We start from the raw sequence: 22583 nt of genomic DNA on the forward strand, positions 1-22583 counted from the left end.
TTACCTGCTCCTTGGGTTTTCCTTTATCTTCTCTTCGTAACTTTCCCTGAACCACCAACCCTTGTTTTCGGGGGAGATGTATTCTTTGGCGGCGTTTTAATAGATGATTTCGGCTTCACATCTGATCCGCTTGAACCACCTGGATTTTTCGTGATTTTCCCTTTGCTTCCAGTAGAAGGCGGAGGCGTGTTACTTCCTTTTTTCGTAATACTTCCTGTATCTCCTACAGAAGATTTCGAATCTACATTATCGCCTCGCTTAATAATAGATCCTTTCCCTTCCTTCGTAATTGGAGGCGGGGTTTTCTTTTCTTCTTTCGTAGGTGGCCTTTCCGGGATAACTGGTTTATGATTTTGTCTGTCATTATATCCTCGGTAATCACCAGATGATGATTTTTTTGAACCGAATATATCGTTTAATATACTTCCCATAAGATATCCTTGCAGGAAGGACGGTTGGTAATTTTGACGGACAAATTCTTCATTACTTATTTCAATTAACGTATCAGATGGTTTCTCTTTATCCTTTTGAAGGTTATACATTTTATCCGAATAAACGAGAAACATTTGATTTTCGTCTTCTTTAGATGCTTGCTTCGGTTTCCTTTCGGCTATAAGTTCCTTCGCGACTTCAGGAACTGACCGATTGGCGGCCCTATACACGTAAGATTCTTGTTTACCTTCCTTTGCGACAGATTCAAGTGGGTAACGATCTTGAATCGACTTTGTCTGCCCGCCTTGACAACCTGATAAGGCATAACCAGCAACAACAAGTAATGTAACGATAGCAAGTATAGGGATCACAAACGATTTAATCATGGTAAACAATCGGTTTGACATGATTACGCCCCCTTACGTTGCTCTTATAATTTGTACATCAGCAGGAATGATTGCTTCTCCCTCATACATCATTGTGCGACCATTTTGCCATTCAATACGTAATAATTTTCGGTTATCAGATTGGAATTCCCATACGTACTGTTCCTCTGAAGCAGAAAATGGTGTTTTCCCCATCACAACAACACGTCCGTTATATTGTTCTTCCATATGGTACTCCGTATCATCCATTTCAATTGTCGTCGGAATTTCCTCAATTGAATCTAAACGACCATCAATCGGCGTATATAATTTGTAATACGTATTTTCACGATCTTCAATTTTTAAATAACGAATATCTTTCCCGTCCTGCAACGTTAAAACAATTTCCTTGCGAGAATGCATACTCGTTTTCCCAGTTAACTCGTACATGACTAACGAAACTTCAATCATATCGCCAGGAGCTAACGTTAAAAGACTCTTTTCTGGTTTCGGCGGCTCTGGGCTTTTCATTATATTTTTAATACGTTTAAATAAACTCATGATTTACCCCTCCTTTTCTCTTTATAAACAAGCACCTAAAATAAGTGCCCCAACGATATGTAATGATCCAGCTAACATCGCATGTGCTACGCTGCCTTCTTTCGTACCTTCTTCTAAATCAAGACCAGCCATTTTCTTTAATACAAATTCAATAAACATTTCGACCACTAATAAAATAACGAAAGAAACTGCTGAAGCAAGAAGTGCTTGCCATAAGTCATTTGCCTTCGTTATCGATTGAGATAAAATGTACCCTTGCGCGAATAATTTCATCACGAAACGAGTAGCTACAGCGGTATTCCCATTTTTTATTTCTTTTAAATCATTGTATTTTGTAAAAATCGAATCAACCCACATAATTGCAAATAAAAGTGCTGCACTCGCTCCAGTCCATACAAGCATGGCTACTACATTCATCCATGTCATTGCAAAACCTCCTCTAACTGTAATAGAAAACCGACATGAATGTATTTAGACATGTCGGTTCATTTGTCTCTATTCTATATTATTTCTCGTACTGCTTCATAATACGAGCTAATTCATCGTCAACAGCAGAATTTTTGTTTAAGCTTGCGAATTCATCATCTAATGATTTTTCTTTTTTGTAAACTTCACCGCTTGCTTCTGCTTCAGCCTCTAATTGAAGAGCTTTCTCTTCCATACGGCTTAAACCAGCTTTTGCTGAATTTGAATCAAATCCAGACATCGCCTGGTTAATATTCTTTTGAGCTTTCGCTGCATTTACACGCGCTACAAGTGTTTCACGTTTATTTTTTAGCTCTGTTAATTGCTTACGCATCTCTTCTAACTTCGCACGAAGATTATCCGCAGCAGCTTTGTTTTGTTCATAGCTTGCTTTATACTCATTCATCTTTTGCTCTGCATTTTGTTTTTCTTCTAGTGCACGGCGCGCAAGGTCTAAGTTGCTAGCTTGAACAGCCATATGAGCTTGTTCTTCACGTTTTTTCACAAGTGCTTCTTGCTCTTCAAATAATAATTTGAACTTTTTCTCAAGTGCGATTTGAGCTGCTACACTTTTCTCAGCTTCTTGTACATCCGCTTGCATATCACGTAAATATTGATCCGTCATCTTAACTGGATCTTCCGCTTTTTCAATTAATGAATACACATTTGACATTGTTAAATCTCGTAATCGTTTAAATACAGACATCCGAATTCCTCCTATGATATACCTCATATTTCAAATTCACTACTTGGAAAACGTAAAAATCTTCCTTTTCAGTAAAGAATATTCATTTTTAAAGCCTATGTGTTCATTATAACAAAACGAAGATGTCCTTACATGTTATTTCCAAAATACATCCAATATAATATGACATTCCATACATAATATTGTATTCCTAATATATTCTCATTATTTCTCTTTAAAATTAACTTACTTTTGTGCCCTTTCACTAAATGATATAAATGTAATTTAGTGAAAGCTAATTCGATAATTACGTTTCCATATTTCTTATACACTAATACGAGAAGCAACAAACAATCTCCTCAACTTATAAAATTTAAAAAGTAAAACAAAAAAGCTTTGCGAAATCGCAAAGCTTTTTTCTATTTGTGAGCAATTTGCTCCATATCCGGACTACACGTTTGTGACTGACATGACTTATTTAAAGAACATGCTGCGCATTTTCCTTTTTTACTTCTCTTTACAAAATTCACTAACGTATATGCTGCATAGCCAAAAATGATAGCTCCAATTATAATATTGACCATCACCTTAATACATCTCCTTCTAGAATCCGAGTAAGGATCCAACTTGGTATATAATGAGCGTTAATACATAAGCAACAACTAATGGATAAACGACAGAGAAAATTGTCCATTTCACCGATCCAGTTTCACGTTTAATGACAGCTACTGTCGCTAAGCACGGAACATATAATAAAATAAAGAACATAAATGCATACGCTGATAGCGCCGTATAATGTGCCCCCATGACATTACCAAGCACATCTTCTTTCACTGCATAAATAATTGCCATTGTAGAAACGACAACTTCTTTCGCTAAAAATCCTGTTAAAAGAGATGCTGCAGCTTGCCACGTTCCAAAGCCGAGCGGTGCGAATAGTGGCGCGATAAAACCACCAATCATCGCTAAGAAACTGTCTCCCATATCAACACCAAATCCTGATGGACCTGCATAATTTAATAACCAAATGACAACAGAACCACCGAAGATAAATGTACCCGCTTTACGAACAAACCCTTTACCTTTCTCCCAAGTGCTCAGCCATAACGTTTTCGCTTGCGGCACGCGGTAAGGAGGTAATTCAATTACGAAAATAGATTTTTCCGCTTTTAAAATAGTAAGAGACATAATTTTTGTAACGAGTAATGCAAGAACAATACCTGCAACATATAAAGAAAACACAACAGTTGCCTGACTATGAGGGAAGAACACTCCTGCAAATAATGCATATACAGGTAAACGTGCTGAACAAGACATAAATGGTGTTACTAAAACCGTAAGTAAACGTTCTTTCTCTTGTTCAATCGTTCTCGCGGCCATAATACCTGGCACATTACATCCAAAACCGATAATCATCGGAATGAACGCTTTTCCATTTAAACCGAAAAACTCCATAATTCTATCCATAACAACTGCAATTCGCGCCATATATCCTGAGTCTTCTAATAATGAAATGAAAAAGAATAGTGCAAAGATTTGTGGAACGAATACTAATACTGCACCAACACCGGCAATAATACCTTCTGTAACGAGCGCTTGAATAAAATCAGAAGCCCCAACAGTTGTGAGTCCAGCTGTTACCCAATCCGTAAGCTGCCCACCAAAAAAACCATCTAACATATCAGATAACGGTGTCCCAATCCACGTAAACGTAACCTGAAAAATAAAAAACATAACTGCTAAAAAGATTGGAAGTCCTAAAATTTTATGTGTAATTAACCTATCAATTTTTTCCGAAAAAGGAATTTTCCCTTCTTTCTCATGCTTCATAACATTTGTTTTTAACTTTTCAATATACGCTTCACGAGTCTTATAAATATGCTCCTCCAACGTACAATCAAGTTTTCCTTCTAAGCGAGATCGAACGGCTACAAGTTCCTTATAAATTGGCAGTGCTTTCATTTCTTTTTCTACTACTTCGTTATTGCTTAGAAATTGAAGGGCTAACCATCTTGGATGCTCATAATTCGCTGTCTCTAAAAGAGAAATTACCTCGCCGATCCCCTCATCCATTTGTACACCATATGAAATAATGAATGGCTTTTTCTCTTTTTGTTTCTCTTCATGAAGAGTAGTAAGTAATTCTTCACAGCCTTTTCCGGTTCTTGCGATGACAGGAACGACTGTTACACCTAATATTTCTGATAATCGTTTTACATCAATAACAATTCCTCTTTGCTTTGCCACATCAACCATATTTAAACCAATTGAAACCGGCTTACCAAATTCAAGTAATTGCAACGTTAAATGCATATTTCGCTCAAATTGCGAAGAATCCACTATATTTAACATATGATGAAATTCGTCTGTTAGTAGAAAGTTTGTAACGACACCTTCATCACGTGAAACTGGATTTAAATCATAAACGCCTGGTAAATCAATTAGTGTCCCTTGCTTATCTTTTAATTTACCAACCTTCTTTTCTACTGTTACACCGCTCCAGTTTCCTACGTATTCATAAGAACCAGTAAGCGCATTAAATAATGATGTTTTCCCTGTATTCGGATTTCCTAACAAAGCTACCTTATTCACGCTAATTCCACCTTTATCATTTTCGCGTCACAATGACGAATACTAATTAATTGTCCGCGACACTCCAATGTACAAGGACCTTTAAACATCGCTTTCTGTTTTATGCGAAGCTCGCTTCCTTCCGCGAGACCGAAAGCAGCTAGTCTTCTCTTTAGTAAATGATCTAACGACTGAATACTTTTTACTAATACTTTCTCACCAATTTTAATATCTACTAAACTCATAACCTTCCCCCTCAGAAGAGAATGATAATTATTTTCAGACAAATTATATCATACTCTATTTCACTTGGACTATATCTTTTTGCTTCATATTTATTAACATTTCAATACAATTATATTGCAATAATTGTCATAACAGATTCGTTTGCCATTCTCATCCATTTCGCTTACAATAAACAATAGCAAATAAAGAATCTCGTTATCACAGGGGGAGCCATGCTGCTGAGAGGGAACATTTCCGTTCCGACCCTTCGAACCTGTTAGTTAATGCTAACGCAGGGATTGTGCAAACGTCCGAAATACACACCTCTTTTTTATTTACGTATTTCGTATCCTCCTATGATAATGTTCTTTTTTGTACAACTTGGATTTAGGGGGAAACAACATGCGTAACACCAATTTACAAGCGATGATCGAATCTGCTATTCTTGCAGCCTTCGCCATGATTATCGACATTTTACCATTATCAATTAAACTTCCAACAGGCGGTTCCATCTCATTTGCTATGATTCCTATTTTTATTATCGCATACCGCTGGGGCTTCAAAATGGCTTTCTTAGGAGGCTTAATTTGGGGACTATTACAAATCGTCGTAGGTGATGCTTACATTTTAACACCTATTCAAGCATTCATTGAATACTTCATTGCCTTTGCTTTTATCGGATTTGCTGGACTCTTTTATAAGCAAATTCAGCAGACCTTAATTAACGGTGAAAGAAAGAAAACAATTTCCTATATTATCCTTGCTACATTTATCGGTAGTCTAGCTCGCTACTTCTGTCACTTTATCGCCGGTATTATTTTTTGGGGACAATATGCACCGAAAGGTCAATCAGCTGTGCTATATTCATTAATTGTAAACGGTAGTACAATGCTTGCTTCTTTCGCCTTATGTACAGTATTACTATTCCTTTTATTCAGAACTTCACCACGCTTATTCAAAAGCATCGGTGCTTCTCAAATAAATGCAAACAAAAAAAGCGCTTAATAAGCGCTTTTTTTTCATATCGTAATATTAATTAAAAATACAATAAATGCACAAAAGAAAATAAATACCATTATACTTAGCCACTTGCTATGCACGGTTTATCGACTCCTTACATAACCTCATTTTCTAACTAAATTATATCCTTTAAAAATAAAGATTAGATAAAGATAATATAAAAATAAATAAAAAAAGCGTAGATCATATTGGCTACGCTTTTTTCGGTAAATAGAAGTAAAATAACACACCATCCCCTGTATTCTCTACCCCCTCCCGCTTTCAAAAACTACAATTTTATTTTGAATAACTAGCAGTTAATTTCGCATCAATAATATATCTATCTGGTGCATCCCCTATATAATCAAATGGATAGCAAGTCGTCAGTGTTAATATTGGTTCTTCTTTTTTTATAATAACAGTACGATCATCCGCATGGGTAATCCATATTTTTTGAATTTCATATGTGTAAGTTTTATTATCATACTCTAAAATAAGGGTATCCTTTTCTTTCAACTCCCCCAAATCCGTAAATACAGTATCTCGATGCCCACTCAGTACAGTATGTCCTCCTCCAGATGGCGTTGTCGTTAAATCACTAACGAACATACCAACTCCTTTTTTCAAAGTCACATCATTCGCTTCCCAATATATAGAAAACTTCTTCTTTATTTTCGGTATATTTAGCATCGCTACCTTTTCTCCTTCTTTATGTTCTGTTTGAGAAGAAGGCACTTGGAAAGTTACAGGTTCTTCATGAGAAAGTTGATTATGTTGTATATTTTCAAGGTTCTTTATTTCTTCTTTCGTTAATTGTTGAGCAGAGCTTTTTCCTTTAGACCACTCCAAAGCGTAATACGATCCCATGAATAGCCCTATAGCCATCAATATGATACCGATATAATTGCATAACTTCATGTTTCATCCCTCCATGCAAAAAATGGTAGGAATAACCTACCATTTTTAATATGTGAAATTATCCCATTCTTTATAGGACAATATTTTATCCCGCATTAACTTTATTGCGACGATTCAAACCAAATAATGTACCTATTGCGACAAGACAAGCGCTCAATGCCATCATTGCTACATTATATTTTATTCACATCAACTCGCATCGGATGTATCACTAGAACAAACAACAGATATAAATATAAGATGCAGATGAAATATATTTCATTTAAAGATTTCATTGTAGAAAAAAAGGTTATCCAAAATATTCTTTGGATAACCTTCTAAATTTAATCTACACTTAAAGCCTTCTTGCCCATTTGGTTATAAATACTTGCAAAGCGGCTCTTACTCACTTTTACATTTTTCGTCCCATAAAATGGATCATTATAATATACGTAATTATCATCCACTCCTGTTAATACTACTGCATGCGTATTCATTCTTGCATAAATTGTTTTTCCACCTGCTGTTTTCCACGTTGTAATTGGTCTTGGATTATTTAGTGCTACAGTTACCCATGTCACTACTGGTTTTCCATTTCTTACATAGTCTTCTAAAACAGAAAGATCGTTACCGGTTAAATTCGTTCCTCTTGCATATTTATCTAACAATCGTTTTAATGGTTCTGGATTAATAGAATAACCTGGCGTATTGCCTGTTACATCACCTACAAATCCTACATCTGGATCTCCCCAAATTTGTGATGACGTTTTATAATTTTTTAACTTCGTTTGATCAAACGGCATTTCAAACGCAAACGTCACTTTGTTTAACGAGCGACCAATTTGATGTTCCACAAGCATTTGTAAAGAAACGACTTCACATCCATTATGCAACTCTGGGAATTGATACAGTGACGGAACGTTTAATATTACTTGACTACTATTAATATTTCCTTCATTAACCCACTTTAATCCATTACTAGTTTGGATTTGAATCCAGCCACCATTTCTTTCACCATAAACCTCTACTGTCTGCGGTGCATACTTTCCTGATACACGGGATACAAAACTCGGGCTATCATAAGCAAAGAATACTTTAGATAAATACTTCGCTTCTTTTTTCGTATCTAACCATTGATAGCCTGCATATGTACGTATACGAAGCCACGTACCTCTTTCCTCTACAACAGTTACTAATTGAGGCCCATAATAATCTAGTATATTCGCAGAGCGGGAAGGAGCATCATAAGTAGTAAAGTCTCTTTCAATCTGTATTTTCTTTTCTGTTAGACATACCCACTTGTAACCTAAACTAGTATAAATTTTAATCCAATTGCCTTCTCGCTCTTCAACAACCGTTACTATTTGCGGAGCATACTCACTTGAAATACCAGAAGATAAGGATGCCTCATTGTATGTCAAAAAGTTATTATTCATATTTATTTTCTTTTCAACTAAACAAACCCACTTAAAACCTTCTTCCGTATGAATTCTAATCCATCCGTCTTCTCGTTCTTCATACACTGTTACTTCCCTAGGTCCATATTCCTTTGAAATTCCAGATGATAAAGATGGTCCATTATACGTAAAGAATTTTTTCGAAATGTTTATCTTTTTTACCTTCACTTCATTGTCTTTAGACTTATCTGTAACTGCGACGAGCTGTGCTGCCTCTGCACGCGTAATGGATCTATCCGGTTGCCAATGCTTTCCATCAACACCACTGGATATACCCATGCCTACTAAAATATTAATGAATTTCTCACCCCAATGATCTTTCACATCAGCAAATAATGTTGGTAATTCTTCATTAACCTTTTTGTCTAATTGATACGCTTGGACTAGCATCGTTGCCATAGCAGCTCTTGTCATTTGACCATTCGGATTAAATTTCCCATTTCCTTCACCTTTAATGACACCTGCTTTTTCCACCGCAGCAATATAAGAAGTTGCCCAATGGTCTTGAGAGTCTGTAAAAGTTGGCTTTTCACCTTCTTTAACTTCTAATCCTAAAATTTTCGCCATAATTGTAGCTGCTTCAGCTCTGCTTAATACTTGGCTTGGTGAAAATGTTCCATCCGGCATCCCAGAAATCACCTTTTTATTAACTAAATAATAAACAGACTCTTCCGCCCAGCTTGGAACATCAGGAAATGATTGCGGCGCTGCTTGCATTGTAACAGCTTGTTTTAATTCTGCTTCTCTCTTTTCCTGTTCTTCCTTTTGCTTTAATTCAAGTTCTTGTTTTGCTTGTTCCTCTTTTTGCTTTAATTCAAACTCTTGTTTTGCTTGTTCCTCTTTTTGCTTTAATTCAAACTCTTGTTTCGCTTGTTCCTCTTTTTGTTCTCGTTCAAGCTCTTGTTTTGTTTTCTGCTCCAATTCTAGTTGTTGCTTCTTCAATTCTTCCTGCTGTTTTCGTAATTCATCTTGTTGCTTCTTTAGCTCTTCTTTCTTTTTTTGTTCTTCTAATTCTTCCTGAACTTTTTCTTCGTGGCTATTGTTTTCTTTTACTTCTAATGTATTTTTCTCTTCAAGCACTTCTTGTTTGTCTAATTCAGCTTTCCCTTGATCGTCACTCTTTACCTGTAACGGGTTCTTCCCTTCAAGTTCTGCTTGCTGCCTTTTCAATTCATCTAATTTTCGCTGTACTTCTTCCAACTGTACTTTATGTTCACCATCTTGTTTCGATAGCTCTTCTTTTTTCTGTTTTAGTTCATCTACCTTAACAAATAATACTTCCTGCTGTTTTAAAATTTCTTCTCTTTTTTCTAATTCTATTTGTCGCTCGTTTACAGCTTCTAATTGTTTTTGTAGTTCACTTTTCTCATTGCTATGTATATGTGGTAGAGTTTCTATACTATTTCTCGTTTTATTTTCAATTTCCGCTAGAGAACTAGAAGGAAAGGTTAATAGATTTGTTGCTAACAAACTCGCTACTGCAATTACACTATACTTTTTCATCATACACACACCTTTTTAAATTTTATTACACTCATATTTCCGAACTATATGTAAAATGTAAGATTCCTCCATAATCATAGCAAATTTTTCCTCAAACAAAAGACTTTTTACAAAAAAGAAAAAGAGCACTGTATCATACAATGCTCTTTTCGGGTGTGTGTCTCAATATTTACATGTTACTTTCGCGTGATTTAGAAGTAGAATTGGCCGGAGCGATAACTAATTGTCTCGGCTCAGTTTTCTTGAAGTGATTTTTGACGTTACACTTACTACGTTGAGCAACCCACGCTTTAATAGGATTTGTTAAAATAATTTTTTGCTCTTCGTTAGGGGTCTCTTCTTCCAATCTACAACTTTCGCTCCATTTACACCATTTCATTGTAAATTTTGAAGAAGAATGATCGTCTTCTTGATCAAACAAGTGCAAAAAATCCATTTCTCCAGCTAGCATTACGGTGTTACTAGTCGCTAAAAAAGAAAAGGTTGTCCAACGTTTCTCCATGCCCTCCTACTCCTTCTTCACATATAGAGTGCCTAAAACTTAATTTACCTAAAATATGCTTGCCTTTTACCTTACACTTATAGTTTATACAAAACACTACTATGCAACTATCGATTTGTCTTACAACTACCTTACATTTTTGTAAGAAACGAAAAAACCTTCACTCTATATATGTGAAGGTTTCTTATTTCTTATCTATATGATCTTTCATATTATTAAGTTCAGCTTCTTTTAGCTGCGACATCATGCCATGAGAAATTGCGCCTAATACTAAAGTCATTCCAATTAGTGAAATGCGAATTGCAGGTACATCAATTATGTAAGCCAACAGGCCAAGAACAATTGTTAAAAGTAATGCTTTTATAAATGTTACACTTGTGTACTGTTTCTTTTTCATCATAATCACCCTTTTATGGAAGCGTTTTCTTAATGTGATTAGTATATCATATCATCAGATGATTTTGTCGTTGTTTTTGTAGAAAAATACTATCCTCTTTGACTTTTTCTATTCTATCCTTTACAGTCGAAATGTTCACAAGTTTTACACACTGTAGGAGGATTCCAATGAATATTGAAATAAAAGACACTTTAATTTCTGAAGAACAATTACAAGCAAAAGTAAAAGAACTAGCACTTCAAATCGAACGTGACTTTGAAGGAGAAGAAATCGTAGTCATCGCAGTATTAAAAGGTTCATTCGTATTTGCTGCTGATTTAATTCGTCACATTAAAAACGATGTAACAATCGACTTTATCTCTGCATCTAGCTACGGAAATCAAACAGAAACAACTGGTAAAGTAAAGCTATTAAAAGATATCGATGTAAACATTACTGGAAAAAACGTAATTGTCGTAGAAGACATTATCGATTCTGGTTTAACACTTCATTTCTTAAAAGATCATTTCTTTATGCATAAACCAAAGGCATTAAAATTCTGTACATTACTTGATAAACCTGAGCGCCGTAAAGTGGACTTAAAAGCTGAATATGTTGGCTTCCAAATTCCAGACGAATTTATCGTTGGCTACGGTATCGACTGTGCAGAAAAATATCGTAACTTACCATTTATCGCTTCAGTTGTAACGGAATAATATAACAAAATAAACTTCCATCAATTACTGATGGAAGTTTATTTTCTATCACGATTCGTAAAAGACAAAGTGAGAGAACTTCACTTGTGAAATATCCATATATTCATTATCAAAGGCAGGAAATTCATAATCACTTTGCTTTGTATCTAATAACTTTAAAATATCTTTTTGCATATACATCACCTTTTCCTCAATATAAACATGTTTTAATTTCACTAGAGTATAACATAGGCATATTTGTCTGTGACATTCTAATAATACTACTAAAAAATAGAAGAATAGTCTGTTTGCATGCCCTAGTTATTTTTAGGTACAATGAAGGAAAGAAACAACCTGAGACAAGGGAGAGGACAAACTGTGTTCAACCAACAGTTAGTTAATTTACGCATTGATTTTGCATTTAAACAATTGTTTGGTACGAATGGTAGTGAAGATATTCTAATTGCATTTTTAAATGCTATGTTACAAGAATCTTTAGAGTCACCCATTGCTTCTCTACAACTAGAAGATCCACATTTACACAGGGAACACGAAGAAGATAAGTTATCTATTTTAGACATTTCAGCGACATTAAACACAGGTACAAAAGTAAATGTAGAAATACAACTCAATAATAATCACGATATGATTAAACGCAGTTTATATTATTGGGGGAAACTATACACATCTCAATTACAAAAGGGCATGCCATATAGCTCACTCCATAAAACCATCACCATAAACTTATTAAACTTCATAATGTTTTCCGAACAAAAATCCTTCCATACAACGAGCATATTATGGAATACTCAACAACAGAAACTCTTAAGTGATGACATAGAAATTCACATTGTAGAAATTCCAAAGTTAACCGAACAATGGCATGAAGAAAAAGTAAATCCGTGGAAAGATCCGTTTGCTCGTTGGCTTTTATTGCTTTCAGCAAATGAGGATGAGCACTTAACTAAAACATTGGAGGACATTGCTATGAATCGAGATCCTATTTTACAAAAAGCAATAAACAAGTGGGAACGTATGAGTCAAGATTCCTCTTTCCGACAAGCCTATGACGCAAGAGAAAAGGTTTTAATGGATGAGGCTGCAAAATTCGCCCACGCAGAAAAAGAAGGAATGAAAAGAGGCATGGAAAAAGGGATGAAACAAGGCTTGGAAAAAGGCATAGAAAAAGGCTTGGAACAAGGCTTGGAAAAAGGCATGGAACAAGGACGAAAAGAAGGGATTCTACAAGGAAAAATACAAATGATTAAAGATATGTATGAACTTGGTGTACCACTTGAAACGATTGCTAAAGCCAGTCAATTAAGTATATATGAGATTGAACGTATTTTAGAGCATAAATAATCATGAAAAAGAGCTTGAATTATTTCAAGCTCTTTTATGTATTCTTCCACCCTTTTAGCACACTCCCAAACTTCTGAAATATAGATTTCTTTGCCGAAGCACTCTCTAACTTCCATACACCGCACGGATTATAAAATGGATCCTCTTGTTCATAGCGATTATCTATATCATGAGATAGACGATACACTGGAGAATTTTCTGTGAAGCTAATTGTATCTCCATCTTTCAAATTAGGTTTTTCAAATATATTATGTAGGTTAAAATCATTTAATAAATCTACAGCTACTTTCGGATCTATTCCTCCATCTAAAACAACGTCTGGCAGATTAAACGCTTGCATTCCACATGAATAATAACCGTCCTCTTCATCTTTTATAAACTGAAAAATAGAGGATTCTCTTTCTCCTTATCTACAATGTGAATCGAAAGAAAATAAAATATAGAAAAAAGCTTTGCGTATCCTCGCAAAGCTTTTTCAATAGCTCAAACTCATCCCTACTATCATCATTTACTAAAAAACACCCACCGATCTAGTATTTCGATAACTATTCATCTATTATATTTATTTATTTGATATAATAAATATAATAGAGAGCTTTTATGGGATACGCTATCTCTACATTTATTGTCATAAAGCACCTATGTAAATTAATCTGTAAATATATACAATCCTTTTATGCAAGTAAAAACAATTAAATACTAAGAAATTTGTATCTTATAGAAAAGGATGTAGATTTAATGTGGTATTTCACGAACTATTTAAAAGGAGAAAATAATGAATAATTCCATCGACCTACAATACTTATGTGATCTTGTGCATAGAACTTTTCATGTACCTGTTCAGTTTTTATCTACTGACAAAAAAATTTTATATGAAGCTACTTCTCATACTATTGGTAGTCCTTTTTATGCTTCTAAGGAAGAACATCTTAGTGAGATGTATCAAGAAAATGCTCCTTGTAATTTCCCACTTTTTAAAGGGAATAAGTATCTTGAAAATTTCATCATCATCCATATAACAAATCATGAACATATAAAAGGAACGATTATAATCGGCCCTACTACCTATCCAAAAGTATCTGATGAAATGGCGATTAAACTTATGAAGTATTTCAACTGTACTAATAAAATGCAACAAGGAGTAGACTACTATCAATTTCTACCTGAGGTGAAAAAAAGCACTCTAATTGATATAAGTATTTGGTTATATTACGTAATCTTCAATGAAAAATTAGATAGCGATATTGTTTGGAAAAAAAACAAAGTGCTAGAAGATATTGCTTACAAAATTGTAAATCCTGATCTATATATTTCAAAACGTCGCCGAAACGACCCGCAAAATTACAACATATCATTAGAACGTAAATTTTTCTCAGCAATTAAAGAAGGAAATAAAGAAAAAGTAATACAATATGCGTATTCATTTCCTCAGGAAGATGCGGCAATTGTATCAAAAGGAGATCAACTTAGAAATCAAAAAAACAATGGAATTATCGCGATTACGTTAGCTATTCGGTATGCGATAGATGGCAACCTTCCGTCAGATATTGCTTTTTCACTCGGTACTTTATATATCCAAACCATTGAAAAGCTAGATAACATGTATTCCGTAAATAGATTAATTGAAGATGCATTATGTACTTTTGCAGAACGTGTTAAAGAATATAATAATCAGGTATATTCTAATTCTATTACTACATGCCTAAATCATATTCACAAACAAATTTACGATGAAATATCTCTTAATGATCTTGCTAATCTTTTACATATTTCTCCTACTTATTTATCAAAAATATTTAAAAAAGAAGTGGGAATTCCTTTAAGTGAATACATCCAGAGAGAACGAGTAGAAGAAGCAAAGAAGTTATTAACATTAACGACATATCCATTATCAGATATTTGTACATGGCTTAATTTTAATGACCAAAGTTATTTCACACGAGTTTTCAAAAAAATCACGAATATGACACCTAGACAATATCGTGAAAATCATACCGTTATATAAAAACGTTTTCTTACTATGAGGTGAGATAAGTATAATACTTATCTCACCTCATATTCATTTTATTCTCCTTCCTCCCAAATAAAGTTTTAACCCCATTCAAAAAAGTACAAAAATGACAAATAAATTACTATAAATACGGTAATGAATTTGGTAATTTTTTAATACTAAGCAAATTACTCTTCCAATAATCCATAATCTTTTCGTTCTATACATGGTAAAGCTAAAATAAAGTACTTACGAATTATCAGTAGCAGCTACTTCCATAGTAATTAACCTTCCTATATAGAAAATATATTGTTAGGAGAATAGAAAGCATGAGCAGTACAAATATATCCAAGTCGCCTCAAATGACTATTATGTCTAAACAATCTGCTGACATGAAAGAATCGCGGAAAGTATCACCATACGATGATAGAGAAAGAATTGAAGACACTTTATTGCGCTCCTTCATTTCAGAAGTAGAAGTATTAATCACGTATTATAAAAATGGTTATTTTCCTACAATGTACATGACCGTATTGGAAATACATCCTTTAAAACGTACTGTAATATGCATAGATATCTTTGGTCATAAACATGCTTTTAGTCTTATAGACATAATTGATGCGCGTTAATTATGTCTCCCTCTTAGTCGCACTTATATACAAAAGCAAAAAGCCATTCACCTCATAAAAAAATTGGGTGAATGGCTTTTTAGCTTCTTACAGTTATCTCCTATTACTTCGCGCTCACAATCTTATAATAAGAACGAATTGTTATGAAGTAATATCCAATATAAATAACACTGTACACTCCGATACTAATTAGGAGCGGGATCATAATCTCAAATGGTAATAAGTTTGCTAAACCTTTTAATGCAAATAAGCTGTGCAGAATTCCGATTACTAACGGGATTGCAAAGATAAAGCTTACTTGTTTTGCGATAGCTTTTTTCATTTCTTGTTTCGTTACTCCGACTTTACGAAGTACAACGTAGCGCTCACGATCTGCATTCGCTTCTGTTAATTGTTTAAAGTAAATGATAGAACCTGTTGCTAGTAGGAATACGAGTCCTAAGAACATTCCGATGAACATCATTAGGCCTGTTCCTTCAAGCCCCATATGGAAACCAGTATAGAAATCTCTAAACGATGGTACCATTTCTGATTCACTAGCTGGCATCACTTTTGTTAATTTTTCTGTTAACACTTTACTATCTTTTTCATCTTTTACATCAATATTTTTTACAACGCGTGTTCCAAATGCTTGCTTCGCCTGTTCATACATTTCATCTGATACGATAACAACTAATTCACCTAAATTTGTAATTGCAATATCGTTTGCACCTTGAATCTTTAATTGCTTCGTTTCGTTTCCAATTTGGAATACCGCTTTATTTCCTTTATATTGTGGGCTAAACTCATGCCCCTCGATATACGAACTATCATATATAAATGCTTCACCAGTAGCTACATTCACTGTTTCTGCATCGATTTTTTTAGCTAGTTTGTTAAATTCAGACTGAGACATAAACTGATATTTCTCTGAAATCGTGTAATTCATATTAAGAATGAAATCAACTTTTTCTCCTTCGAACTTCCCTTTTACAGGAACTGTCTCAATCTCAAATTGATCTTTTACAGGATGATTCTGCTTCTCTCCCGCAAGAATCTCGTTTACTTTCTTATCTAGTGCTGCATCTTTCTTCTCATAAGAATAACTGTACGGTGCAACTGCTTTTGATTGCGTGAATGTGTTGTAATACATCGTAACGGACGTACCAACCGCTGTTAACGTCACCGCACTTAAAATAGAAATTGTTGCAAGTGACTTTGCATTTCCTTTAATACGATATAGTAACTGTGACGTTGTTACCATATTCATACCGTTATAAAACGACGATTTATTATTTCGTGCACGTTTTAATACGAATACTGTAAAGAACATAAATAGTAAGTACGTACCTAATACTGTCGCCAGCAAAATGTAAAGTGCGACTGCCATAAAGTCTGCATACTTAAGTGCCTTCACATACATTAACGCTAAGAAATAACCTGAACCGATTAAGAACAATGAAATTAATGCCATAACGACTGATCCCTTTGGCATTGCTTCCCCTTCGCGTTCTGCCCGGAAAAGCTCAATTAACTTAAAGCGATAAATTAAACGATATCCTTGAAGTGATGTATATAAAATAATCACAAAGAAAATAATTGTTGTATCAATAATCGCACCCATCGGTACTTCAAAATGAACATTTAAGTTTAGTCCCATCATACTTACTAATAACTCAAGGAATAATTTTGAAAGGACGCTACCGATCGCAATCCCGATAATTAAAGACATTAACCCCATTAACATATTTTCATAAAAGAGCATTTTACCAATTTGTCTTTTACGAATACCTAGTAAAGAATATAATCCAACTTCTTTTTTACGTTTACGTGTAAAGAATCCGTTTGAATATATAATAAACACTGCTACGAAGATGATAAGCATCACACTGGAAACTTGAAACGCACCGCTAATCTTTTTAGAGGCTTCCGCTGCTTTTTCCATTTGTGAATTATATTGCAGTGCTTTAAATGTAAAGTAAATAACGATACTAAAAATCATAGATGCAAAATATACAAAGTAGTCTTTAAAGTTCCGCTGTATGTTGCGGAGGGCAATGCTAGATAAGGTCATCAGCCATACCTCCAGAAATAGAAGACATTACGTCAACGACTTGTTGGAAGAACTGTTTACGTGTTAATTCACCGCGGTGCAATTCTTTATATAACTCACCATCTTTAATGAAAATAACTCGTTTACAATAACTTGCCGCAAATGCATCGTGCGTTACCATTAAAATTGTTGAGTTATCATATTCATTTAACGACTTCATACTTTCAAGTAAATCTGTTGCAGATTTAGAATCCAGCGCTCCAGTTGGCTCGTCCCCAAAAATCATACTCGGATTTGTAACGATTGCACGTGATGCCGCGCAGCGCTGCTTCTGTCCACCTGATACTTGATATGGGAACTGACTTAAAATATGATCAATACCGAACTTCTTGGAGATTTCAAGAACACGGCGGTCAATTTCGCTTGCTTTCACCTTCGATAATGCAAGAGGTAAAGCAATATTCTCTTTCACCGTTAACGTATCTAATAAGTTATAATCTTGGAAAATGAAACCTAAATGATCGCGGCGGAACAACGCTAACTTATCATCATTCATCTTCACGATATCTTTTCCATCAATTAAAATTTCACCGTCCGTCGCATTATCAATTGTAGAAAGAACATTTAAAAGAGTCGTCTTACCAGAACCAGAAGGTCCCATAATTCCAACGAACTCTCCTTCTTTTACTTGTAAGTTAATACCTTTTAACGCTTCAAATTTATTTCCACCTGTGTCATATACTTTTTTAATATTTTTTGCTTCTAACACTGTTTTCATCTCGACATCCCTCATTTCTTCTATTCTCTATTTTCAACTATATACACTCTCTACCCTTGCCACTATCGATGTTTCTTACACAAACATGACAGTTATGTAAGGCGCATAAGTAAAGACATCAAAATTTAACCTCATGAATGAAAGTACTTTGTTACTATAACATTGGGATAACATACCATCCATTCATTCTCCTTACAGGAACATTACATTTTTGTAAGGTGAAAAAACTACCTACAAAGTTGTGCACGAAATGTCGGATGGGGCTATTTCGTTCCTGCTATTCTATGTACAGAGGAGGTCATAGTATGGATTCACTTAAAAATATGAATGCAGCAATGCAATATATTGAAGACAACCTGACAGATGAAATTGATTTTAAAGAAGTTGCGAGGCTAGCTCTCTGCTCTGAATATCACTTTAAAAGAATGTTTTCTTTTCTAGCTGGCATATCACTATCTGATTATATTCGCTGTAGACGTCTTACTCTCGCTGCCTTTGAACTAAAAAACAGCAATGTAAAGGTCATTGATGTCGCTATAAAATATGGATACAACTCACCAGATTCATTCTCTCGTGCATTTCAAAACTTACACGGCATAACACCTTCAGAGGCTCGAAATAGTAACCATTCTTTGAAAGCATATTCACCGATGACCTTCCAACTATCCATTCAAGGAGGAAATGAAATGAACTATCGAATTGAAGAAAAAGACTCATTTCGAATTATTGGTATACAAAAACGCGTCCCTATTGTTTTTAATGGTGTAAATGAAGAAATTGCTTCGATGTGGAAAAGTCTAAACCCAGAGTCCATTCAAGCATTAAAGATGCTTTCAAACGTGGAACCGAATGGAATCATTAGTGCCTCTACTAACTTTTCTGAAGGAAGAATGGAGGAAAAAGGAGAACTCGATCACTACATTGGAGTAGCCACAACGAAAGATTGTCCAGAGCAATTCGCCCAACTTGAAGTTGCGGCTTCAACTTGGGCTATATTTGAAGCGGTCGGTCCATTTCCTGATGCACTGCAAAATGTATGGGGACGTATTTATTCTGAATGGTTCCCTTCTTCGAATTATGAACTCGCGGAAGGACCGGAAATATTGTGGAATGAACAGAAAGATGTAACATCACCAAACTTCAAAAGTGAAATTTGGATACCGGTTTTGAAGAAGTGATAAAAATAAAGCTGCTTTTCCATAAAAGGAAAAGCAGCTTTATTTACATTTTTAGTTCTTTTTTATAAGCAACATATGAATATCCCATCGTTAATCCTACTGCACCAATAATAATTCCAACCATTACGAACGATTTCCATGTTACTGGTGCAAAAACACTTAAAATCATAATAATCCCTACTGCAACAAACACCTTTCCGCTAAAACGGTGTGTCTTTCTCCATACTTCTTCGTTACTTAACGTCCACGGCGTTTTTATACCTACAAAGTAATTTGGTTTACATTGTGGTAAATAGTTTCCGATGACTATAAATAAAATACCAACTAATAATTCCGGCACACGATTAATGAATAAATTGTACCCTAATCCACTTGTAATAATGTCTATATTCCCTACAAATAGTAGCAGTAGTACCCCGTTATTTATCATCATAAAAGCTTTAGAAAACTTCTCGTAGTTTGCTTTCTTTGGATCAATCTTTGGTAACACGTTTAGAAAAATATATAAAACAATCATAATTCCAACCATAGAAATCATTCCATATAATTTAGACGAATATCCATCTACCTTACCACCGCTCCAATGCGTCGCAATTGTATCCGGCAAATGCGGCCAAGCAAACGCCCAAGCTAAACAAGTTATAACAATTAATATAATTGCAAAAAGATGTTTTCTCATTTCCCTTCTTCCCCCTTATTCGTAAACGTAAATACCCAAGTCAATAAATCTTGAAATACAGTTGTGTTCAATGAATACACAACAAATTGCCCTTTCTTCTCATCTTGAATAAGTTCAGCATTTTTAAGTGCGTTTAAGTGGTGTGAAATACTTGGTTTTGTCATATTGAAATGTTCAGCAATTTCTCCAGCAGTTAAATCACCTTCTTTTAATAAGTCTAAAATTTTTCGCCTTGTTGGATCTGCTAATGCTTTGAATGCTTGATTCAATGTCTTTCTCCCTTTCGCTAATTAGACATTTAGATATTTATCTAAATATTAAAGCGATTACTAATATTTGTCAATCATATCCGGCGCCCTTTTTACTTTTCACACTTTTGACCTATACTGTTTACTAGCTTATCTTTCAACATAATGAAAAGACTTGAAACACATGATACACTATAGCTACAATTGTTTTTTTAGGAGGAATATACATATGTACAAAATTTTAATCGTTGAAGACGATCCAAATATTTCATCATTACTACAATCTCACATCCAAAAATACGGTTATGAAGCTGTTGTAGCGGAGAATTTCGATGATATTATGGAATCGTTTAACGCTGTGAAACCACATCTTGTTTTACTGGATGTAAACTTACCGAAATTCGATGGTTTCTACTGGTGCCGTCAAATTCGTCATGAATCTACTTGTCCAATTATTTTCATTTCAGCGCGTGCTGGTGAGATGGAACAAATCATGGCGATTGAAAGCGGTGCAGATGATTATATTACAAAACCGTTCCACTATGACGTTGTAATGGCGAAAATTAAAGGACAATTACGCCGTATTTACGGTGATTATGCACCTAATATTTCTGAACGTATCGTTGAAGTAGAAGGTTTAAAGTTATTCCCTGAGCGTCCAGAAATTCACTTTGGATCTGAACAAGTTCTTTTAACGAAGAAAGAGGCGATTTTAGCAGAAATGTTATTATCTAAGTTCCCTCGTACAGCAAGCCGCGAAGATTTATTAGCTGCGCTTTGGGATGATGAAAGCTTCGTTGAAGAAAATACATTAAACGTAAATATTACGCGTCTTCGTAAGAAGTTTAATGAGCTTGGTATTGAGAACGCTATTGAAACAGTACGTGGACTTGGATATCGTTTTAACGCAACTTGGAGTGAATAAGCATGAAGCTATTTTTACGTGATCATTTTGCATTTTTTCTACTATATGTATTAAACTTCGGAATTATTTTCGTTCTCTATGATGCAGTAGATGGATTCCAAAATAATAAGTTTTACTTCGTTGTTTTAAGCTTATACTTATTTATTTGCTTCCTCGCTTACCGTTACGTTCGCAATCGTAGAATGTACCATAGATTAAGTGAGCCGCCTGAAAAAATGGAAGACGCATTTATTGAAAGGGCGAGCGCTCCGATGCCTCACGGTGTAAATGAACTCGTGCGTACGCAGTACCGTCTCTTCCAAAAAGAACTACAATCGTACGAAGTAAAACAACAAGAACATCAATTATTTATTAATCACTGGGTGCATCAAATGAAGACACCTGTTTCCGTCATGCAACTTATGGTGCTCGAAATGGAAGATGAACATTTAATTCCAAAGTTTAAACAGGAATTAGATCGTCTAAACCAAGGGCTTGATATGGCTTTATACATGGCAAGATTAAATAACTTCCATGAAGACTTCCATGTCGAGACGATTTCAGTAAAAGATACTGTAACAAAAAATATTAACGGCCTAAAAGAACTATTTATCCGTAATGGCGTTTTCCCTGTTTTAGAAGTACATTCTGATTTAAAGGTTGTTTCTGATGCAAAATGGCTAAAATTCATCATCTATCAGTTAATGACAAATGCTGTTCGTTATTCTGGTGAGCGTGGAAAGAAAGTGTTCTTATCTGCTTATCGAAACGGAAAAGATATCATTTTAGAAGTTCGTGATGAAGGCGTAGGTATTCCGCAAGAAGATATTCGAAGAGTATTTGAACCATTTTACACTGGGAAAAATGGTCGTACGTTCGGAGAATCTACTGGTATGGGACTTTATATTGTAAGTAAAATTTGTGATTATTTAGGTCACTCTGTCAAACTAGATTCTGAAGTTGGTAAAGGAACGACGATTAAAATCATCTTCCACAACGCTGCAAATAATCAAGCAGAAAATACGGAGAAGGTGACCGAAGCATGATCGT

General features: G+C 34.8%; 23 protein-coding genes, 3 pseudogenes and 1 riboswitch. Of the genes and pseudogenes, 8 read left to right on the forward strand and 18 right to left on the reverse strand.

What is annotated here, in order from left to right:
• Positions 1-23: 23 nt before the first annotated feature.
• From COC96_RS14025 to COC96_RS14060, 7 genes are all read right to left on the reverse strand, one after another.
• Complete coding sequence (locus COC96_RS14025) at positions 24-839, reverse strand: DUF4247 domain-containing protein (protein ID WP_098269432.1); 816 nt, start codon at positions 837-839, stop codon at positions 24-26.
• Positions 840-851: 12 nt separating this feature from the next.
• Positions 852-1358 (reverse strand): DUF4178 domain-containing protein, encoded by a 507-nt coding sequence (locus COC96_RS14030; RefSeq protein ID WP_000051755.1) that lies wholly within the window; start codon positions 1356-1358, stop codon positions 852-854.
• 21 nt (positions 1359-1379) lie between these two features.
• Entirely contained in the window at positions 1380-1784 is a 405-nt protein-coding gene (locus COC96_RS14035; protein ID WP_098768934.1) for a DUF350 domain-containing protein, read from the reverse strand.
• A gap of 79 nt (positions 1785-1863) precedes the next feature.
• On the reverse strand, positions 1864-2529 hold the full coding sequence (locus COC96_RS14040; protein WP_071710946.1) for a PspA/IM30 family protein: 666 nt from the start codon (positions 2527-2529) through the stop codon (positions 1864-1866).
• Between the two features lie 398 nt (positions 2530-2927).
• The gene (locus tag COC96_RS14050; protein WP_000989597.1) at positions 2928-3095 is read right to left on the reverse strand and encodes a FeoB-associated Cys-rich membrane protein; all 168 of its coding nucleotides are present in this window, start codon (positions 3093-3095) and stop codon (positions 2928-2930) included.
• A 16-nt stretch (positions 3096-3111) separates the two neighbouring features.
• A complete protein-coding gene (gene feoB / locus COC96_RS14055) occupies positions 3112-5100 on the reverse strand; it encodes a ferrous iron transport protein B (protein ID WP_098269436.1) in 1989 nt (662 codons plus the stop codon).
• Positions 5097-5324: a FeoA family protein gene (locus COC96_RS14060; RefSeq protein WP_097904728.1), complete on the reverse strand. Its 228-nt coding sequence runs from the start codon at positions 5322-5324 to the stop codon at positions 5097-5099. Before COC96_RS14060 ends, feoB begins: the two co-directional genes overlap by 4 nt.
• 194 nt (positions 5325-5518) lie before the next feature.
• Positions 5519-5621: riboswitch (TPP riboswitch) on the forward strand.
• 64 nt (positions 5622-5685) lie between these two features.
• Between COC96_RS14060 and thiT the strand changes: the two genes are divergently transcribed.
• Positions 5686-6309 carry an energy-coupled thiamine transporter ThiT gene (thiT, locus tag COC96_RS14065; protein ID WP_176538820.1) on the forward strand — a complete coding sequence of 208 codons (624 nt, stop codon included), beginning with the start codon at positions 5686-5688 and terminating at the stop codon, positions 6307-6309.
• Between the two features lie 291 nt (positions 6310-6600).
• Here thiT and COC96_RS14070 read toward each other — a convergent pair whose 3' ends face one another.
• The 5 genes and pseudogenes from COC96_RS14070 to COC96_RS14090 form a co-directional block, all read right to left on the reverse strand.
• The gene (locus COC96_RS14070) at positions 6601-7221 is read right to left on the reverse strand and encodes a class D sortase (protein ID WP_098768936.1); all 621 of its coding nucleotides are present in this window, start codon (positions 7219-7221) and stop codon (positions 6601-6603) included.
• A gap of 85 nt (positions 7222-7306) precedes the next feature.
• A pseudogene (locus COC96_RS14075) lies at positions 7307-7396 on the reverse strand (LPXTG cell wall anchor domain-containing protein); the annotation flags it as partial.
• 148 nt (positions 7397-7544) lie between these two features.
• On the reverse strand, positions 7545-10163 hold the full coding sequence (locus tag COC96_RS14080; protein ID WP_098768937.1) for an S-layer homology domain-containing protein: 2619 nt from the start codon (positions 10161-10163) through the stop codon (positions 7545-7547).
• Between the two features lie 166 nt (positions 10164-10329).
• Positions 10330-10662 (reverse strand): hypothetical protein, encoded by a 333-nt coding sequence (locus COC96_RS14085; protein ID WP_098269442.1) that lies wholly within the window; start codon positions 10660-10662, stop codon positions 10330-10332.
• A 184-nt stretch (positions 10663-10846) separates the two neighbouring features.
• Positions 10847-11062: a hypothetical protein gene (locus COC96_RS14090; protein WP_098768938.1), complete on the reverse strand. Its 216-nt coding sequence runs from the start codon at positions 11060-11062 to the stop codon at positions 10847-10849.
• Between the two features lie 164 nt (positions 11063-11226).
• On the opposite strand from COC96_RS14090, the gene hpt reads away from it, so the two are divergent.
• Complete coding sequence (gene hpt / locus COC96_RS14095) at positions 11227-11754, forward strand: hypoxanthine phosphoribosyltransferase (protein ID WP_001019294.1); 528 nt, start codon at positions 11227-11229, stop codon at positions 11752-11754.
• Positions 11755-11820: 66 nt separating this feature from the next.
• Here the strand turns inward: hpt and COC96_RS28045 are convergent.
• Positions 11821-11928: pseudogene (locus COC96_RS28045) on the reverse strand (DUF7003 family protein); the annotation flags it as partial.
• Between the two features lie 183 nt (positions 11929-12111).
• On the opposite strand from COC96_RS28045, the gene COC96_RS14105 reads away from it, so the two are divergent.
• Complete coding sequence (locus COC96_RS14105) at positions 12112-13095, forward strand: Rpn family recombination-promoting nuclease/putative transposase (protein ID WP_098768939.1); 984 nt, start codon at positions 12112-12114, stop codon at positions 13093-13095.
• 34 nt (positions 13096-13129) lie between these two features.
• Here the strand turns inward: COC96_RS14105 and COC96_RS14110 are convergent.
• Positions 13130-13468: pseudogene (locus COC96_RS14110) on the reverse strand (DUF4261 domain-containing protein); the annotation flags it as partial.
• A 402-nt stretch (positions 13469-13870) separates the two neighbouring features.
• On the opposite strand from COC96_RS14110, the gene COC96_RS14115 reads away from it, so the two are divergent.
• Together COC96_RS14115 and COC96_RS14120 are read left to right on the forward strand one after the other, a co-directional pair.
• Positions 13871-15100, forward strand: a complete 1230-nt coding sequence (locus tag COC96_RS14115; protein WP_098768940.1) for a helix-turn-helix domain-containing protein — start codon at positions 13871-13873, stop codon at positions 15098-15100.
• Positions 15101-15414: 314 nt separating this feature from the next.
• Entirely contained in the window at positions 15415-15714 is a 300-nt protein-coding gene (locus COC96_RS14120; protein WP_098269446.1) for a YolD-like family protein, read from the forward strand.
• A 103-nt stretch (positions 15715-15817) separates the two neighbouring features.
• On the opposite strand, the gene COC96_RS14125 is transcribed toward COC96_RS14120, so the two are convergent.
• Both COC96_RS14125 and COC96_RS14130 read right to left on the reverse strand, forming a co-directional pair.
• Positions 15818-17767 (reverse strand): ABC transporter permease, encoded by a 1950-nt coding sequence (locus COC96_RS14125; RefSeq protein ID WP_098768941.1) that lies wholly within the window; start codon positions 17765-17767, stop codon positions 15818-15820.
• Positions 17754-18524, reverse strand: a complete 771-nt coding sequence (locus tag COC96_RS14130) for an ABC transporter ATP-binding protein (RefSeq protein WP_097904741.1) — start codon at positions 18522-18524, stop codon at positions 17754-17756. Before COC96_RS14130 ends, COC96_RS14125 begins: the two co-directional genes overlap by 14 nt.
• Before the next feature lie 305 nt (positions 18525-18829).
• Between COC96_RS14130 and COC96_RS14135 the strand changes: the two genes are divergently transcribed.
• Positions 18830-19702, forward strand: a complete 873-nt coding sequence (locus tag COC96_RS14135) for an AraC family transcriptional regulator (protein WP_098269448.1) — start codon at positions 18830-18832, stop codon at positions 19700-19702.
• Positions 19703-19745: 43 nt separating this feature from the next.
• Here the strand turns inward: COC96_RS14135 and COC96_RS14140 are convergent, their stop codons facing one another.
• Both COC96_RS14140 and COC96_RS14145 read right to left on the reverse strand, forming a co-directional pair.
• On the reverse strand, positions 19746-20381 hold the full coding sequence (locus COC96_RS14140; protein WP_098269449.1) for an SdpI family protein: 636 nt from the start codon (positions 20379-20381) through the stop codon (positions 19746-19748).
• Positions 20378-20650, reverse strand: coding sequence for an autorepressor SdpR family transcription factor (locus COC96_RS14145; RefSeq protein ID WP_001070526.1), 273 nt, complete (start codon positions 20648-20650; stop codon positions 20378-20380). Before COC96_RS14145 ends, COC96_RS14140 begins: the two co-directional genes overlap by 4 nt.
• A gap of 208 nt (positions 20651-20858) precedes the next feature.
• On the opposite strand from COC96_RS14145, the gene COC96_RS14150 reads away from it, so the two are divergent.
• Complete coding sequence (locus COC96_RS14150) at positions 20859-21554, forward strand: response regulator transcription factor (RefSeq protein ID WP_000276737.1); 696 nt, start codon at positions 20859-20861, stop codon at positions 21552-21554.
• A 2-nt stretch (positions 21555-21556) separates the two neighbouring features.
• Positions 21557-22579 (forward strand): sensor histidine kinase, encoded by a 1023-nt coding sequence (locus COC96_RS14155; protein WP_098269450.1) that lies wholly within the window; start codon positions 21557-21559, stop codon positions 22577-22579.
• Positions 22580-22583 lie beyond the last annotated feature (4 nt).

It is taken from the genome of Bacillus cereus, assembly GCF_002577405.1.
In the GTDB taxonomy this organism is placed as follows: Bacteria; Bacillota; Bacilli; order Bacillales; family Bacillaceae_G; genus Bacillus_A; species Bacillus_A cereus_AU.

Coding starts and splice junctions, on each gene's coding strand:
- COC96_RS14025 (WP_098269432.1), bottom strand. CDS start 839: ATGTCAAACCGATTGTTTACCATGATTAAATCGTTTGTGATCCCTATA.
- COC96_RS14030 (WP_000051755.1), bottom strand. CDS start 1,358: ATGAGTTTATTTAAACGTATTAAAAATATAATGAAAAGCCCAGAGCCG.
- COC96_RS14035 (WP_098768934.1), bottom strand. CDS start 1,784: ATGACATGGATGAATGTAGTAGCCATGCTTGTATGGACTGGAGCGAGT.
- COC96_RS14040 (WP_071710946.1), bottom strand. CDS start 2,529: ATGTCTGTATTTAAACGATTACGAGATTTAACAATGTCAAATGTGTAT.
- COC96_RS14060 (WP_097904728.1), bottom strand. CDS start 5,324: ATGAGTTTAGTAGATATTAAAATTGGTGAGAAAGTATTAGTAAAAAGT.
- COC96_RS14070 (WP_098768936.1), bottom strand. CDS start 7,221: ATGAAGTTATGCAATTATATCGGTATCATATTGATGGCTATAGGGCTA.
- COC96_RS14080 (WP_098768937.1), bottom strand. CDS start 10,163: ATGATGAAAAAGTATAGTGTAATTGCAGTAGCGAGTTTGTTAGCAACA.
- COC96_RS14085 (WP_098269442.1), bottom strand. CDS start 10,662: ATGGAGAAACGTTGGACAACCTTTTCTTTTTTAGCGACTAGTAACACC.
- COC96_RS14090 (WP_098768938.1), bottom strand. CDS start 11,062: ATGATGAAAAAGAAACAGTACACAAGTGTAACATTTATAAAAGCATTA.
- hpt (WP_001019294.1), top strand. CDS start 11,227: ATGAATATTGAAATAAAAGACACTTTAATTTCTGAAGAACAATTACAA.
- COC96_RS14115 (WP_098768940.1), top strand. CDS start 13,871: ATGAATAATTCCATCGACCTACAATACTTATGTGATCTTGTGCATAGA.
- COC96_RS14120 (WP_098269446.1), top strand. CDS start 15,415: ATGAGCAGTACAAATATATCCAAGTCGCCTCAAATGACTATTATGTCT.
- COC96_RS14125 (WP_098768941.1), bottom strand. CDS start 17,767: ATGACCTTATCTAGCATTGCCCTCCGCAACATACAGCGGAACTTTAAA.
- COC96_RS14130 (WP_097904741.1), bottom strand. CDS start 18,524: ATGAAAACAGTGTTAGAAGCAAAAAATATTAAAAAAGTATATGACACA.
- COC96_RS14135 (WP_098269448.1), top strand. CDS start 18,830: ATGGATTCACTTAAAAATATGAATGCAGCAATGCAATATATTGAAGAC.
- COC96_RS14140 (WP_098269449.1), bottom strand. CDS start 20,381: ATGAGAAAACATCTTTTTGCAATTATATTAATTGTTATAACTTGTTTA.
- COC96_RS14150 (WP_000276737.1), top strand. CDS start 20,859: ATGTACAAAATTTTAATCGTTGAAGACGATCCAAATATTTCATCATTA.
- COC96_RS14155 (WP_098269450.1), top strand. CDS start 21,557: ATGAAGCTATTTTTACGTGATCATTTTGCATTTTTTCTACTATATGTA.